Origin of the sequence: Massilia paldalensis (assembly GCF_044901715.1) — a bacterium.
In the GTDB taxonomy this organism is placed as follows: Bacteria; Pseudomonadota; Gammaproteobacteria; order Burkholderiales; family Burkholderiaceae_D; genus Telluria; species Telluria paldalensis.
This window is the reverse complement of sequence record NZ_JBJCIU010000004.1, coordinates 1-14,915: the sequence shown is the minus strand read 5'-3', so window position 1 is coordinate 14,915 and position 14,915 is coordinate 1. Positions and strand designations below refer to the sequence as shown.

16 protein-coding genes and 3 pseudogenes are annotated in these 14,915 nt (G+C 56.5%); 11 read left to right on the top strand and 8 right to left on the bottom strand.

Translation table 11 applies throughout. The features are described 5' to 3' along the window. Window positions 1-366: 366 nt before the first annotated feature. The 4 genes from ACI1V7_RS19530 to ACI1V7_RS19515 all read right to left on the bottom strand — a co-directional run bounded on the left by ACI1V7_RS19530 (window position 367) and on the right by ACI1V7_RS19515 (window position 2,625). Entirely contained in the window at window positions 367-1,104 is a 738-nt protein-coding gene (locus tag ACI1V7_RS19530) for a hypothetical protein (protein WP_404533449.1), read from the bottom strand. 20 nt (window positions 1,105-1,124) lie between these two features. Then, window positions 1,125-1,679, bottom strand: a complete 555-nt coding sequence (locus ACI1V7_RS19525; protein WP_105378916.1) for a hypothetical protein — start codon at window positions 1,677-1,679, stop codon at window positions 1,125-1,127. A 28-nt stretch (window positions 1,680-1,707) separates the two neighbouring features. Further along, window positions 1,708-2,268, bottom strand: coding sequence for a hypothetical protein (locus ACI1V7_RS19520; RefSeq protein ID WP_404533448.1), 561 nt, complete (start codon window positions 2,266-2,268; stop codon window positions 1,708-1,710). Window positions 2,269-2,481: 213 nt separating this feature from the next. Beyond that, window positions 2,482-2,625 (bottom strand): hypothetical protein, encoded by a 144-nt coding sequence (locus ACI1V7_RS19515; protein WP_290414888.1) that lies wholly within the window; start codon window positions 2,623-2,625, stop codon window positions 2,482-2,484. Between the two features lie 997 nt (window positions 2,626-3,622). Here ACI1V7_RS19515 and ACI1V7_RS19510 point away from each other — a divergent pair. The 9 genes from ACI1V7_RS19510 (at window position 3,623) to ACI1V7_RS19470 (ending at window position 10,282) form a co-directional block, all read left to right on the top strand. Then, the gene (locus ACI1V7_RS19510; protein ID WP_290414887.1) at window positions 3,623-3,853 is read left to right on the top strand and encodes a hypothetical protein; all 231 of its coding nucleotides are present in this window, start codon (window positions 3,623-3,625) and stop codon (window positions 3,851-3,853) included. 52 nt (window positions 3,854-3,905) lie between these two features. Further along, window positions 3,906-4,196: a helix-turn-helix domain-containing protein gene (locus tag ACI1V7_RS19505; protein ID WP_105378919.1), complete on the top strand. Its 291-nt coding sequence runs from the start codon at window positions 3,906-3,908 to the stop codon at window positions 4,194-4,196. Further along, window positions 4,177-5,226: a reverse transcriptase family protein gene (locus ACI1V7_RS19500; RefSeq protein WP_404533447.1), complete on the top strand. Its 1,050-nt coding sequence runs from the start codon at window positions 4,177-4,179 to the stop codon at window positions 5,224-5,226. Before ACI1V7_RS19505 ends, ACI1V7_RS19500 begins: the two co-directional genes overlap by 20 nt. 162 nt (window positions 5,227-5,388) lie before the next feature. Beyond that, complete coding sequence (locus ACI1V7_RS19495; RefSeq protein WP_404533446.1) at window positions 5,389-5,763, top strand: SpoIIAA family protein; 375 nt, start codon at window positions 5,389-5,391, stop codon at window positions 5,761-5,763. 90 nt (window positions 5,764-5,853) lie between these two features. After that, window positions 5,854-6,657, top strand: coding sequence for an IS5 family transposase (locus ACI1V7_RS19490; RefSeq protein WP_404533445.1), 804 nt, complete (start codon window positions 5,854-5,856; stop codon window positions 6,655-6,657). A 213-nt stretch (window positions 6,658-6,870) separates the two neighbouring features. Beyond that, window positions 6,871-8,055 carry a site-specific integrase gene (locus ACI1V7_RS19485; protein WP_404533444.1) on the top strand — a complete coding sequence of 395 codons (1,185 nt, stop codon included), beginning with the start codon at window positions 6,871-6,873 and terminating at the stop codon, window positions 8,053-8,055. Further along, on the top strand, window positions 8,052-8,255 hold the full coding sequence (locus ACI1V7_RS19480) for a hypothetical protein (protein WP_404533443.1): 204 nt from the start codon (window positions 8,052-8,054) through the stop codon (window positions 8,253-8,255). Before ACI1V7_RS19485 ends, ACI1V7_RS19480 begins: the two co-directional genes overlap by 4 nt. Window positions 8,256-8,389: 134 nt before the next feature. Beyond that, complete coding sequence (locus ACI1V7_RS19475; RefSeq protein WP_290414883.1) at window positions 8,390-8,578, top strand: helix-turn-helix domain-containing protein; 189 nt, start codon at window positions 8,390-8,392, stop codon at window positions 8,576-8,578. 9 nt (window positions 8,579-8,587) lie between these two features. Beyond that, window positions 8,588-10,282 (top strand): DUF927 domain-containing protein, encoded by a 1,695-nt coding sequence (locus tag ACI1V7_RS19470; RefSeq protein WP_404533442.1) that lies wholly within the window; start codon window positions 8,588-8,590, stop codon window positions 10,280-10,282. 58 nt (window positions 10,283-10,340) lie between these two features. Here ACI1V7_RS19470 and ACI1V7_RS19465 read toward each other — a convergent pair whose 3' ends face one another. Together ACI1V7_RS19465 and ACI1V7_RS19460 are read right to left on the bottom strand one after the other, a co-directional pair. After that, entirely contained in the window at window positions 10,341-11,525 is a 1,185-nt protein-coding gene (locus ACI1V7_RS19465; RefSeq protein ID WP_404533441.1) for a site-specific integrase, read from the bottom strand. A gap of 233 nt (window positions 11,526-11,758) precedes the next feature. After that, window positions 11,759-12,052, bottom strand: coding sequence for a hypothetical protein (locus tag ACI1V7_RS19460; protein ID WP_105378925.1), 294 nt, complete (start codon window positions 12,050-12,052; stop codon window positions 11,759-11,761). Between the two features lie 890 nt (window positions 12,053-12,942). On the opposite strand from ACI1V7_RS19460, the pseudogene ACI1V7_RS19455 reads away from it, so the two are divergent. Together ACI1V7_RS19455 and ACI1V7_RS19450 are read left to right on the top strand one after the other, a co-directional pair. Then, window positions 12,943-13,223 (top strand): annotated as a pseudogene (locus ACI1V7_RS19455) (transposase); the annotation flags it as partial. Then, window positions 13,213-13,459, top strand: a pseudogene (locus tag ACI1V7_RS19450) (transposase); the annotation flags it as partial. The pseudogenes ACI1V7_RS19455 and ACI1V7_RS19450, both read left to right, overlap by 11 nt. A 38-nt stretch (window positions 13,460-13,497) precedes the next feature. Here ACI1V7_RS19450 and ACI1V7_RS19445 read toward each other — a convergent pair. Then, complete coding sequence (locus ACI1V7_RS19445) at window positions 13,498-13,800, bottom strand: putative quinol monooxygenase (RefSeq protein ID WP_277488299.1); 303 nt, start codon at window positions 13,798-13,800, stop codon at window positions 13,498-13,500. Window positions 13,801-14,221: 421 nt separating this feature from the next. Beyond that, window positions 14,222-14,787, bottom strand: a pseudogene (locus ACI1V7_RS19440) (IS5 family transposase); the annotation flags it as partial. Window positions 14,788-14,915 lie beyond the last annotated feature (128 nt).

Below are 14,915 nucleotides of genomic sequence, written 5' to 3'. Positions count from 1 at the left end.
CGCGTGCTTCGCTGGACGCGAAAACAAAAACGCCAGCCCGAAGGCTGGCGTTTTCGCTTACTGCAATTCGTGGTAGGCCGTGCGGGGCTCGAACCTGCGACCAACGGATTAAAAGTGCCAGAAGCAGCCGCGATTGCGAGATAACTTGCCAGCCATTCTATCCGATTGCACGAGGTATCTCCTTGCTGCACAAGGATCATGGACGAATGGCCTTACTCTTGTGCGCGTCAGCGACAACTTGCCGCTAATGGATTCAGCTTGATCGTATTGGCTGTGGCCCCGACCAGAGAGCGACCAGAATGCCCTTTCCACAATAGGCAGGAGGGTGGCTAGCACACTCTGCACATCCCGCACACCGCTATGGAGTCAGTAATAGAAACCGTAATCGAGTTCTTCGTAGCGCAGCGCGTCCACGAAAATCTGATCGGGGTCGGGGGAGTGGCGTATGTCCGACACTTTCAAGAAGATGCGTTCGGAGCGCTGGCCCATCGATTGCACGTAGGGCTGACCAGTCAGGAACTCGGGGTTGTCCAGGGCGAGCATCGCGTCATCCAGCGGGATTTCGACCTCGACAAACGCTTCATCTAGAGCGTTGCTGAGGACCTTTCCTAGCCCCGCGATGTGCACGACGACCCCTTCCGACAATAGGGCGTCCATCCCTTCCACATTGCCGCCGTAATTGCCTGCCGCGTTCGCCGCATCAAGAAGGGACAGGTCGACCACGTAGGCGTTCATCGGGTTCTGGTAGTAGACAGCGCCGCCCGCATTCGTGTTCAGCGGTTCGCCGGACCAGTATTCGATGATCTCCTTGTAGCGCGGGGGAAGATTGGGGGCCTTCTCAAAGATACAGCCGCGTAGGTTGGCGGGAATGCTCACGCGCTCCGAGTAGTCGGCGCCGCCGGTGCACAGGCTGGCGACGAGTAGGGCACCTTCCGGCAACGGGGCGAGATTGAGCTTGTGGGTGGTCTTGAGATAGTAGCCTTCCTTGTGGGTGAGGTCAGTTGCTTCGTTGTCCGCCAAGCAGCAGCGGTCGTAGTAGTCGAGATCCTTGATTTTGCGGACGGTCGCCATCGCTTCCTTTGTTACGTAGATCGTGACGGTCATGGGTGGCCTTTCTGGGTTGGTTACGGGGCGGGGCAGTCGATGACGGTGAAGCCCTTGCGCATCAGCTTGAGCTTGTGGCGCTGTTCGATCTGCGGCCGGTGCGGCGCGTAGTGCGTCAGGTTGCGGGGCGCGGTGATGCGGCTTGCTCGCTTCGTCCTAATGGCATGCCGGATGGCTACTTCTCCGATGGCCTCATCGAAGTAGAACCGGCGGTTGCCAAACGCTGCGCGGTCGATGTCGTACTGCGGACCCTCGACTGCGAACTGCATTGCCTGGACGTGGGAGCGCATTAGGACGAGTTGGACTACCTTGTCGGTTCGTTGTGACTTTCCGATGAAGTAGCGTGGTCGGTTCCCGATCCTGGGTAGCTCCCTGAACACGTAGTCGAAGGTGTCCTGAATGCGAACCAGTTCCCGGCTGTCGGTTGCGATGAGGTCTATATCGGTGAATTCGGGGTGTACGGTGGGGCAGGCGATGTGCTTTAGAAGGCCTCCGAAGATGTAGACGTTCGGCGCGCGCATCAGGTAACGCACGAGCCGCCCCGCTTCCCACGCTGTTGAGTAGTTGCTGGTCATGAGGTCGGTCCTTGAGTGATTGTGTTTGCTATTTCTTCACGCGCCGAGGTGGATCTTTTTCGTCAGCGGACGGCGTAGAGGCTTCCTTATCTTCGGCCTTCTCTTCCTTACTTGCTGGCTCTGATTCGAGCAGCCGCCCCGGCTCGGCGAGCACGGACGCTTTCCATGCGGCCCAATCGCCGGACATAACGTGGCGGCCTTCCGTGTCGGGAGCGAGAGCCAGCAAGCCCTCGGCGCGCAGGATAGCGGCGAGGAATCCCGCGTTATTGCTGGACCGGCCGGTGAACGCCGTCTGCAACAATTTGGAGGGGAAGGGCTGATCTTGCGGATGCGCGGTAAGGCAGGATTCGACGTTACCGAAGGCGATGACTTCCTTGCTGAAGTAGCCGCCGCCCTCGTTACCCACGATCTTGAACGACGGGTCATGACGCTGGTTGTCGGTAAGGATTTGATAGTGGATTCCGCCTTCGGCATGTTTGCCCAGCTTCATAGCCTTGGCGGACTTGAGCAGCCAGCAGCCCCGGAGGCCGGTCGCTCCGGTCGTTTCGGCGGGCACGTCGCCGATGTTTGTTGTTTCTGCTTGGTTCATTTGATTTCTCTACAGGTCGTTTAACTGGTTGGGATAAGAAAAGCCCCACACCGTTTACCGGTATGGAGCTTTCATTGATGCTCGGTAGCGGCGGCATACACGCTCACCGTTCCACAGTTCTAGCGCCGGAAGCTCAGCGTGAACGTCAGGTCCAGACTGCTCGGCAGAAATGCTTCCTTGATGTCAGGCAGCATGGTCGGGTAATTGTTCGGCCTAGTTGTCCGGGGCGATGCGTTGATCTTGTTGCTCGACCATTGCGAGTTCGGAGGAGTGATAAATTTCTTCATTGATTAGAGTTCCTTGATACACGCTGAAATAGAAAAGCCCCTTGTCCGGATTGCGGGCAAGGGGCTTCATGATTTGTTGCAAATAAATAATATATGACTAGAAGCGCTGTAATTTCGAATGTGGCTAAGTCCAGTCGGTGCCTTGCATGTCTACGGAGCAGGCTCCCGACGCTTTAGCACAAAGCAGCTGTATCTGCGAGCGCTCGGCATTTAGTGCGGTGTAGAGATAAGTGTCCATCCGGTGGCCACATTATCGAATGGCTACGTCTCCCGATATTATTTGCGATACCTACAATAGCGGTTTGGCTCGCTGGGTACCACCTTGAAGACGGCTCTTCGTCCTGCGCTGAGTGTTACTGGCTTGAAGCAAGTTCCTGGTCAAGGAACTCGCTTTTCTCGGTCCCGTCACTGACGCAAATCCTCAAAAGGCTTACGCAGTCGGTGCGAGACTCGCATAGCGCTGCGTAGCAAGCGTGGCCGAGGTGCGCGGAAGACGCATGGCGTGCCATGCTATGACAAGCAGCAATGGCTGCGCTTGGCGAGCACGCGCTACGCGGCTCGCACCTAGCAAGAGCGCTAAGTGCGACGTCAAAGGGCTTTCTTACTTCGGTCGCAAGTAGCGCACCTGACGGACGTTCCGAGCCACTACGTATGCACTGTGTCACGACCAAATGTGCGTAAATTTTCACTGACAGTGAAAATTCTTGTTGATTTCTGCATTACGGCTGTGTTCTAATAGCTTCAGGCCGAGTGATACCGCTCGGATGATGTTCGATGTATGTGTACTTCAGTACCCGAAGTTTGATAGCAAAAAGCTGCTTAACGATCCTGGACGTTTTCAGGATTGCCCACTTCCAGAAGTAGGCTAAATTCCCCGCAACGGGCCGCATTGCCCGGAGCGACGAGTGCTAACCGACCGCGAGCCAGTTGCCATGTGCACCGAACGAACGGTGGGGCAGCGCTCGAAGGGTTTCGACTGGTAATGGGCTTGTTATGTCGGGCTGGCACCTTCCGGCTTATTTGCTAACGGGGCAGGGCAATTTCGCCCGGATTGAAGGACGTTTATTATGCAGCCACATACTCTCGAAACAAGTATCAGCACGTTGAAAAACCTGCGCGATACGTATCATAGCCAGCTCGACATGCGTGCAGTTGCTGAGTTGAACACCGTCATCGCTGAATTGGAGATTGTCAGCCGACAGGAAGGATCGGAGCGCAGAACGGTAGCTTGCTATCGTGCGTTTCAAGTAATTGCAGACTTCCTTCGTCTGGTTAGCAACATTCGAGACCTGATGTGATGTTTAGTCGAGCTCCTGCACAACAAGCCCATTAATTTTTTGATTGAATATCATGAACCTTGGCAAAGCGATCCAGACTAGTCGCCAACGCCGAAAGCTTTCTCAAGAGGCTCTTGCGAAGCTGGCCGGGTGTTCGGTTTCCTATCTTTCGATGCTTGAGAACTCCAAGCGCGACCCAACCATATCTACGGTCGAGAAGATTGCAGCTGCACTAAAGATTCCTGTCGAGATTTTATTTTTCCTTGCTGCTGAGAAGGGCGAACTTGCAGGCATTAACAAGGAGCTTGCGGGACAGTTAGCATTGACTGCTTTGGAGCTTTTGGATGAAAAAGCCCCCGAATAGTGACAAGAGTATTCCGTATTATCCGTGTGAGCCAATCCATAGCATCGCTGCGCTCGAAATGGCACTGGGAATCCCTGAGCGATGGTTAAAGCGCATCGCTGCGGCAGCAAATCAATCATATCGACTGGCAGCGGAAGAAATAAAAAAAGACGGAAGCAAGCGCCAGACCTTCGACGCTTATCCGCGCCTGAAATATGCTCAGAGACGCATCAAAGATCGCATTCTAAGCCGTGTCGAGTACCCGGATTACTTGAACGGAAGTCTTAAGGGACGCAGTCCTCGTAAAAATGCTGAAGCCCACGTAGGCGCAAAAATTACAATTGGCGAAGACATTGCCAACTTTTTCCCGACAATTTCGTCTACCCTTGTGAAGGCGATGTGGTGCGGCCTGTTTGGGTTTTCTGAGGAGGTCGCAAATCTCCTGACACTGCTCACGGTGAAGGATGACGGCGTGCCGCAGGGGGCCGTTACCAGTTCCTACTTGGCTAACCTGGTCTTTTGGGTCAGAGAGCCCCAACTCTACAAGCAGTTCCAGCGTCGCGGCTACCAGTACACCCGCTATGTAGATGATATTAGCGTTTCATGCAAGCGTCGCATTACCAATAGCGAGAAGTCGGAAATTATCTCCAGTGTCTATGCGATGCTCCGCAGCGCTGGCGTTCAACCCAAGCGCCAGAAGCATGAGGTGCACACAGCAGGGGCGCGAATCGTAACAACGAAGCTCGTGCATAACGTCAGAGTTGCTTTGCCCAAGGAAATGCGCCGAGGCATTCGCACGTCCGTCTTTCAGCTTGAGGCCAGAGCTGCCTTTGGCGAGCATGATGAGGCACTTCATAAAGAGCTTTTAACGGTATCGAGCCGTGTTGGTCTGTTGAACAGCTTTCATCCTTCCGAAGGGGCACCCTTAAAGGCGCGCTTAAAAAAGTTACGGAAAATGATTGAAGATGCTGCTCAGGGCCTGCAACGTACACAAGAGGTAGGCCGGCAAGCCGTTGGCATTTCCAACTCGGAACCTGCACCTTGGGACTAAGAGCGCCTAACAAAACCCTCTAGTTGCTCAGCAGGCAACGGCCGAGTACACTGAGCCGTGCCGACCGTCCGCTATCGGCCAAAAGCGGTCACACCTAACGAGCGGTTACCTCTGGTATTGCGGGTCAAATTGCGAGCTTTAAACTAATTTAAACTGGATAAAATGCCAAACACTCAACTTTGGATTGAACCTCTTGGCAATGTCGTTGTGGCTCGACTGAGGGGCGAATTAACCGAAGGCATGCTTGAAGAAACACACGAGCGGGTAGTCCAACTGCTTCAGGATACGGGTTTCACACGCGTACTCTACGATGGACTGGAAATGGAGTCGCCTACCGTCGATCTTGCACTGGCGCAAGAAAAACTCGACAACAGAACAAGGCAACTGTTCCAAGATCGGCCTCTTCGTAAAGCTGTTTTGGTTCCGAATACACGATTGGCTTATTTGGCCCGGATCGCCTTCGGGCAATTTGGCGAGGGGGAATACCGCGTTTTCTATAACGACCTTAACCAAGCCTTGCATTGGCTTGTGGATTAAGCGGACCGTCCGCTTTGGGTCGGTAGCGGACGTACACGACGGTGCTTCGGCAGCTAAGATGGCGGCCGTGTTCCCAGACGGACTGATGCCATGGCCCAAGCCCTTCTCCCCGAAGACCTTTGGTCGCTCGTAGCAGCTCATCTGCCAACCCACAGCAGGTCACCGAAAGGCGGACGGCCACGTCTTAACGATCGCGCGACCCTAACCGGAATTCTGTTTGTGCTCAAGACCGGGATACCGTGGGAATATTTGCCGCGCGAGCTCGGCTGCGGTAGTGGCATGACTTGTTGGCGCCGCCTCCACGAATGGATGAAAGCGGGCGTTTGGCAGCGCGTCCACGAGGCACTCCTTCGACGGCTGCGCGAACACGACCAGATCATGTGGGATCGAGCTTGCGTTGACGCTGCCAGTGTACCTGCCCCAGCCGGTGGCGAGCATACGGGCCGAAACCCAACGGATCGTGGCAAGCTCGGCTGCAAACACCATCTGCTCGTAGATCAACGTGGGTTGCCGCTGGTAGCCAAGATCTCGGGCGCCCAGGTCCACGACTCGCGTTTTCTTATTCCACTCGTCGAAGCCATCCCAGCGGTGAAAGGGCTCTGCGGCCGTGCGCGTAAACGTCCAGGTAAGTTACATGCCGATCGGGCATACGCTTCACGAGCACATCGCGCTTGGCTGCGCCGACGAGGTATCGCGGCACGCATCGCGCGATACGGAGTGGAATCACGAGAAAGGCTCGGGCGATGGCGTTGGGTCGTTGAGCGCACCTTGGGATGGCTACACCGCTTTCGCAGGCTGCGCATCCGACACGAGCGGCGAGCAGACATCCATCAGGCGTTCCTTTCGCTCGCTTGCTCGCTCATCTGTTGGCGGTATGTCGAACGGTTTTGTTAGGCGCTCTAAATAGGTGATCGCCCAGTTGGCTCGTCGGATGTTGATCGGCTCTATGCGTGATTTACCCTTCAGGCGAAGCAAATAAGTGTCTCACGGGCGAGCGCTTCCTAATGCTGTGGTCGGGTTCCTTGACCAAGCTTGACGGTCAGGGATGCGCTCTCGATGGCGAATCGTTATGATTGATCCCGGTAGTCCTAGTAAAGGACTATCAACATGCCGCCCGACAAAACAAGTAACCACAATTTTTCGACCAAGTTCTGCTTCACGAAGGCCAGCCTCAATACGGCCTTGGCTTCGTTCCTTGCCTACAGCGACAAGGATCAACTCGACTGCTACGACACGAAATGCGTCGGGCTGATCGCGGTCCTGTATCGCAGTGGTCGCATCAACTTCCGCGCTCGCCCGGTTCTTCACAAGCAGCGCCTATCCCTGGCGCTCGGGGATTACAGCGCCCACTTCACGGTCGAACAGGCACGTCTCGCCTGCACCTCTGCACGCCTCCAGGCTGCACAGGGCATCGATCCGCGCGCACCGAGCCGCGTCGGCATCACGTTCTCTCAGCTCTGGTCCCACCATTACTACCCGGCTGTAAAAGCTCGTAAGCGCAGCATCAAGGACGACGTGCAGAAATTCGAGCGTTGGCTGTCCAGCGAATTCGGACACCTGCCGCTGGCTGCCATCAGGTCGTCGAACATCGTGGCCTTCCTCGACATGCTGAGCGAGCGCGAGCACCTGTCGCCCGCGACCGTCAATCGCTACCTCGCCTTGCTGAAGGCGATATTCCGTTACGCCGTCGAGAATGACCTGCATACGAAGAGCCCCGCCAAGCACATCCGTCCGCTCGCAGAGGCGAACATCCGTACCCGAGTGCTGGATACGGCCGAGCGTGCCGCGTTCAAGGAGGCTTGCGATCACGAGAGCAACCGGGCTGCGGCGTCGCTGTTCATGCTGCTCTTTCTGACTGCGGCGCGGCTCGGCGAAGCGCTCGCCGCCAAGGTGCATGACGTCGATCTGGCAAGCTGCACGTGGCATTTGCCGATGACGAAGTCGGGCAAGTCGGCACATATCTGCCTCAGCTCAACGGCGGTGGAACTGCTGCGCGTGGTAATCGGCAAACGGAAGGCCGGTTATCTGTTTCCAGGCAAGGACCCGGCCAAGCCCATGACGAGGCCCGCAAAGGCGTTCGAGCGCATTTGTGCGAGCGCGGGCATCGAGGGCTTCACGATCCACGACCTGCGCCGCACCTGGGCATCGATTGCTGTCAACGCGGGCGTACCCCTGTTCACCGTTTCCAAGGCGCTGCGCCACTCGTCACCGAACGTCACGGCTGCACGCTATGCACACCTGCAGGACCAAGCATTGATCGATGCGAACAACTTGGTTGGCGAGTTGGTGTGATCGAAGGTACTGGAATGTCGCAAGACTACGACATTCCAAAAATATTTTCACTCGGTGGACAGCGAAAAAAGGAAGTGAATCCGGGCTTAAAAGAGGCGGGAAATCGCCTTGCCCGGCTGAAGTATCGGCATGCCGCCGATTTTTCGGTGCGTGAACGAGTTACCAGGGCGAAATCGTTTGACGGTCTTGGAGGCCGGTAAAACCCTCATCCGCCGCCTTCTATTTGCTTATGTTTATTGTTGTAAGTCACTGTTTTTCAAGACTTTTCTTCGTTAGCTCATCCGCTTAATATGGGCTTTCTGAATTTTCTTAACGCAACCTAAAGGAGCATCCAATGTACGAACCGAGCAGTTATCTAACAACGAAGGAAGTGGCATCGTTGCTGCGCATCGCGCCGCAGACCCTGGAGAAAGCCCGCTCTACCGGGCTGGGTCCGCAAATCCCATTCGTCAAGGTGGGCCGAGCGGTGCGGTACGCATGCGAAGACGTGCGTGCATGGGTGGAAACGAATAAGAACATCTAAGAGCTAACTATGAATAAGCCTAGCAATACCGCCGCGCCGAGCACGGTCGACAAATACATTGTCCAGAACGGCTCCGTGCAGTTCGATCGAGGAGACGCAGGATTCACTGTTGTCATGCATGGCGAAGCATACGTAGAGCGCTTCGTGTTCGATCCCGCAACGAACACCACCTCGTGTGCGGTGGCGATTACCCCGTTCGTCGAGGGCGTACTTCCCTGCATGGTGCGTGTTGACAACGGGACGCTCGGCACGCCCAAGGCGATCAGCGAAATCCTCAGCGCGCGCGGGACGATCATCTACAAACCTAAGCTGTTGTCGGACTACCTGATGGCCACCGCCGCTGCGGTTGCCAAGCTCTCGACGCGCGAACTGGTCACGAACACTCGCTGGATCGCAGATCATCAGGCTTTCTTTACCGGGCGCAAGCTGATCGCCAGCGATGACAACGATCCGGACGACTTCTGGATCGACCCCTCTGGCGCGGGCGCGATGTGTTCGCGCGGTACACTCGACGAATGGCGCGCGAAGATCGGCGTGTTGATCGTCGAAAACCCGATCATCCTCGCGATGACCTGTATCGCCATCGCAAGCATCTTCCTGGACCGCCTCGGCCTGAGTTCTAGCATGTTTAACTTCTGCGGACAGAAGGGGCTCGGAAAGACGCTCGCGGAACAATGCGCCGCCAGTATCTTCGGCAATGGAGTCGATCCCGCGCAAGGTGCGCAGGTCGAGGACCCGGCATTTATCGCACGGTTCAACGGCACCCTTAACGGCTTCGAGGCATTGCTCGGCAAGCAAAGCCCGCTGCCGACGCTTCTCGACGAACTGACTGAAAGCAGTGCGGCGATCGTCCATCAGGCGTGCTATATGATGGCGTCCGGCGAAGGCAAGCATCGCATGAAATCGACGGGCGAAGCGGCGGACCGCGAACGCTGGCAGTCGAATGTAATCGTGTCGGCGGAAGTGACGATCGCTGACACCATCGCGGCGAGCGGGCGGAAAATGCATGGTGGTCAGGCAGACCGTGCTATCGACATCCCTATTACCGATGTCGGGGTGCTGAACAACTACGGAGAGTTCGGTTCGTTCAATGCTGCGACCAGCCACCTCAAGCGTGCCTGCAGCGAGCAGTACGGTACGGCTGGTGAGGCAATCATCCAGTATTGCTGCGACAATCCGGAGGAATTAAACGAGCTCCTGGCGATGGCCCCAGACATCGAGAACGTCCTGTTGCCCGCCGACTGCGAATCCGGTGAGCGCCGCGTCGTCAAGCGGCTCGCCGGGGCAGTTGTAGCCGGACGGATCGCGGTAATGGCAGGTGTATTCGATGAGAACGCGGACGAAAAAATCAACGCAGCACTCAAGATGGTGACTGAACTATGGTGGAGTACGCGTGCCAGCTCGTTAGCGCGTATTCGTCAGTTTCTCACCGATCGCATCGACGAGCTTCATCCGGGTAGACCCGACTTGAACTGCGAGGCCGTCGCATTCGTAGACAACGACATCACGGTCATTTCCGTCGATGTGTTGAACCGCGAACTCGGTGACGACGCGACGCGGATTCTCGATGAGCTGGCCGGGTTGGGTGCACTCAAGACGGAACAGCCTGGACGACGAGTCCACCGCTTCTGCAACAATCGCTTCCGTGGCTACGCCATCGTTACCAAACGCATCTGGCCAGATGGAGTCCCGATCGCAGCTTAATGCCCACTCCGAACGGAGTAAAAAAAATCGCTCAAGTCACTCTTGAGCGATTTTTCGTTTACGCCACGGACTCGGCTTGTGGCCGGGCCTGTGCGATCACTGCGGCTACTTGCGCGCTGGCCTTGCGCAGGTTGTCCGACGCCATGTGCGCGTATCGCTGCGAGGTCTTGCTATCGGCGTGGCCGAGCAGGTGCTGCACCTCATAGAGCGTCGCCCCGTTGTTGATCGCCAAGCTGGCGAAGCTGTGTCGCAGGTCGTGAATCCGCAGATCCCTAATGCCCGCCCGCTTCAGTACCCGCTTGAAGCCTTTGTACGGGTTGCAGATGGGCTCGCCCACATTCTTACCTGGGAACACATAAACATGACCAGCAGGCCGACCACACTGGCGGAGTAACTCGATGGCAGCGTCGTTCAGCAAGATAAATCTGCTCTTGCCACTCTTCGTGTTCGGCAGGAACCACTGACCTTTGTCGAGGTCAATCGAATCCCACCGTGCCATCAGCGCCTCGTTACGGCGCGCGCCGGTCATGAGTAAGAAGCGCAGCGCGTCTGCCAGCGGGCGGTTTGGTTCCTCGTCAAGTGCCCTCAAAAACGAGCGCAGCTCGCCGTCTGATAAGTAGCGCTGCCGCTGGTTGTTCTCCTGATGCATGCGTATTCCCCGTACCGGATTCGGTCCGTCGAGCTTGCCCCAGATGATGGCGAGGTTAAAGCATCGCTTTAGCAGTGCAAGATGGCGGTTCGCAGTGGCTGCACACTTCTGCACGCGCAACCGGTCATGGAACTGTTGAATGGTATGGCTGCTTATCTGCGACAGTTGCAAGTCGCCAAACTCCGGCAGGATGTTGCGCATCCGGCCCTCGTCATCCTTGGCGCTACGTTTGGTGGCATAAGCGTGCGGCAGGTAGTCGTCGATCACGAACCGACGCAGTGTCAGTTGTGATGCCGCTACGGCTGCAGCCGCTGCCTGCGGGTCCGTCCCGGTAGCGACTTGACGGCGACAGTCGAGCGCGCGGTGTCTGGCGTCGGTGACTTCCATCTGCGGATAATCGCCCAGCTTCATGCTGCGCTTGGCTCCGTCGAAGGAGTAACGGAAGAGGAAATACTTGCGGCCACGTCGGTTGACGATGATGCGCAGTCCCGCGACCTCGGTATCGGAATACTCGCTTTCCTTGGACTTGGCGTCCTCGGGGTGCGGGGGGAGGGCATCGATAAGTTTTTTGTTGAAGCGAAATTGTCTGTTCATACATTTAGATTCTCGATGGTGGGTTGATGCGCAGATGCGGAGCGCCTTAGGCGTTCCGGGAAGTTCGAATCCGTGGAGCGGACCGGAACGGCGGCGTTCACGGTCAAATGGTTGTGGCTGGGCGTGGATCATTACAACGCACGCTTTTTCGGCTCCGCTGCCGGGGTGGCCTCCGGTCTATTTCCGGTCGGAGTGGCGGCGGGCCGGTGCCATTCGGCGAAACAGCTGAGGGGTCAGTATTCGTCGGGTAGCAGAATCGTCGTGCTGGCGCGGTCGGCCTCGGTGATGATCCAAATGCGGACGGTGGGCGCGATGCGGTATGAGGCGAGGATACGTCCGCCATCATGGATAGCGGCGCGGTTTGCCTTGATGTCTTCAGCCGACAGGTTTGACCAGTCGCCGGTAACGTACCGTTCCAGTAGCGTCGCCGAGGTGACGGCGCGAGCGTCCAGCTCGGCGTCTGCGCGTTTGGTGATGTAAATGTCGCCAAGGGAAAATAGGGGGGACTTGTCTTCGTGATTTTTCATGGTGTGTTGGCATGACTGTGCAGGGCGTACAGGTTGGGCCTGCACACCTTGCACACTGGTTGGGGAGAGATCTTTGTTGGCAGCTGGGGCAGAGTGCGGTGGCGTGGAGTCCCGTCGCCAGTTGAACCAGACGCGGCGAGGTCGATTCTCGACAAGCGCTTATAGCGTTTACAGCTAGGGAAAAACGGTGGAAGGACTTGATAGATCACTGGGGGCCATTCAGCGCACTCCGTAGTCCGGTCGAAATGGGCCTTTTTTGATGTGCCACGTCCAATCTGGGTGGCTCTAACCAGCAGATTTTTCGATGTCGTAGTCCAGGTGATGTTTTGCACACGCAGCACACCTGTTCAGTAGCCCCTGCATCCTAGAGCCGACAGGGGTTCTGCACATCTTGCACATCAGAACGATGAAGGCTACGATCCTCCGTACAACCCGTCTAAGTGGTTCGGAAAGCTTCGCCCAACGAGACGAGAGGATTGGATAGGTAATCTGGAAATTAATTTTGCCGCTTAGAGCTCGAAGAGGTGACGCCGACGTCTACGCGTTCGACTGCGATTTGATCGCCTGGGAATACGTCAAGCGAACTTATAAGACGGCTGATCTTCGAATGCCATGCTGCGATAGCCAAGCCATACCGAAGATCAGTAAGCTCGGTAATTTTTTCGCATGCGAGGCGGGGGAATGCACAACTGCGCTAGAAAGCGCGGAGCACGTGTTCCTCAAGACGCTGGTTGCTAAGGCGGCGGTCAAGGCAGGCTGAACGGTCATAACCGGCTTTGTTGCACAAATCGACCCTGGCCAGGGTAGAGCCGGGACATCTGGTAGCCTGAGCGCATAAACCGGCTCCTCAGAAATACCGCACCACGAACTGGAAAACATACAACGAAGCACTGAAGGCACGCGGCTCATCTGGCTCGATCCGAACATGGCCTAGCATGGCGAGCCAAACGGCAAGCGCGGGCGCAGCCAGATGTTCAGCGAGCAGGCGATCCATTTCTGCCTGAGCATCAAGTGCCTCTTCAATTTGCCGCTGCGCCAGGCCATGGGTATGATGCAAAGCCTGCTGCACCTGGCTAGACTCGACTGGCCGGTGCCGGACTACAGTACGGTCAACCGTAGGCAAAAGACGCTGCAGGTAGCGATCGGCGCTTTGCCGGTAAGTACGTCAATGGGTCGAGGATCTTGGCTTCATTGCCCACATTCAGAGCGCGCGATGAAGAAGCTTTAGAACTGAACAAGGATGCAGGATTTCGCGCCCGACGTTGGGTCGTCGAGCGCACGCACAGCTGGATGAATCGATTCCGTGGCCTGCTGATCCGTTGGCCGAAGAAGGCAGGCAACTATCTCGCCTGCCTTCACCTCGTTTGTGGAGTCATTGCCTGGCGTTCAGCAGGTCTACTGGGATAGGCTCTAAGTCGTCGGCCAGGGCGACTTACTGGGGTTGCTTAGCCTGGCAGCTTTGCCGCAAGAACGTCAACCTTTTCGATTGACGGCGGCTCGGCAAATAACTCCCCCGCTTTTTCCATAAGCGCCGCTGCGACTTGGCCGGAAAGATGAGCTTGCCGCCCAGCTTCATCTGAAAACGCGTCAAAAATGCCAAAGGTTGATGGCCCTAGGCGGATGCCGAACCAAGCTGTAGTAGCCGGCTCTGCCTGAACTAGGGGAAGACCACTTAACAGAAAGTTCTCTACTTCTTTCTCCTTACCCGGCTTGGCTTCTAGACGAACGAACAATGCAAGTTTGACCATGAGATATCTCCTGTAGTTAAACAGCCACCAAATTATCAACTTTCCAATGAGCCAAATGCAATGATGACCGCACCGCCACCATTTGCGGCGAAGCCGCCTCCTGCACGTGGCGAAGAGTATATAGAGGGCGACACTGGGTTTCTCAACACTTTAGTGACTGCCATAAGTTTAACACTTATACAACCAGATGGGTAATCCGACGAACTCCCGCTCTTGGCCGAACCCGGCCGTTCGCAATGCTCAGTGTACGGCGCTTGTTGCTCTGGAGGTAAGTACATGGTTTGATAGTTGCGTTACGCCTTGCCGATCTTGCGACGCGAACCACCGCTCTTTGAAGTAAAGGTGAGGCTGTTTATGGAGTAAAACGGCCTTGTTGCATAAATCGAGCGAGGGCCGAGCGGACGCTACTTTGTAGTTCGTTTTATAACATTGGGACCGTAACCGTTGTGCCCAGCCGGGTGAGGCGGTTCAGCATGGCAGCCCGTACTTGTAGCTCGGCGACCTGACGTTCGAAGTCGCGTGCCATGACGTGTTCGCCCAGCAACTTGAAACAGCGCATCTCGGTTTCAACAAGGCTACGCCGGTGGTAGCCGCTCCATCTCTTCCGGATTGCCCGTCCCAGCCTTTTTGTAACTCGCAGGATGTCGTTATGTGCATCGGCACCACGGTTGTTTGCCTTCCAGGGCTTGGTGTTCTTCCGGGTCGGGATGATGACATGCGCAGTGCGCAATGCAATGCCTTTAACGCCCTTCGTCTCGTACGCACCGTTGCCACTGACGCTGGCAATGCGCTCGTCAGCAGAATCTAGCTCAGCAGCGCTGGCAGGACAGGTGCGTCGCCGATACCGTTATCGGTCACTCCCATGGCCCGGATCTCGAGCGTGGACGCATCGATCCCGAGATGCACCTTGCGCCACTGGCGGCGATGGTTTGCCCCGTGCTTCTTCGTCTTCCACTCGCCTTCACCCAGCATCTTGATGCCAGTGCTGGGCTTTGTTGCATAAATCAATTGAGCGCGTAGTACCCCAAACCCCAGACGGATTTACGGCATGGTCACCGCTACGGTCGTGGGCGTGCCCAAGCGCGTGAAGCGATTGAGGATGGCGGCACGGACCT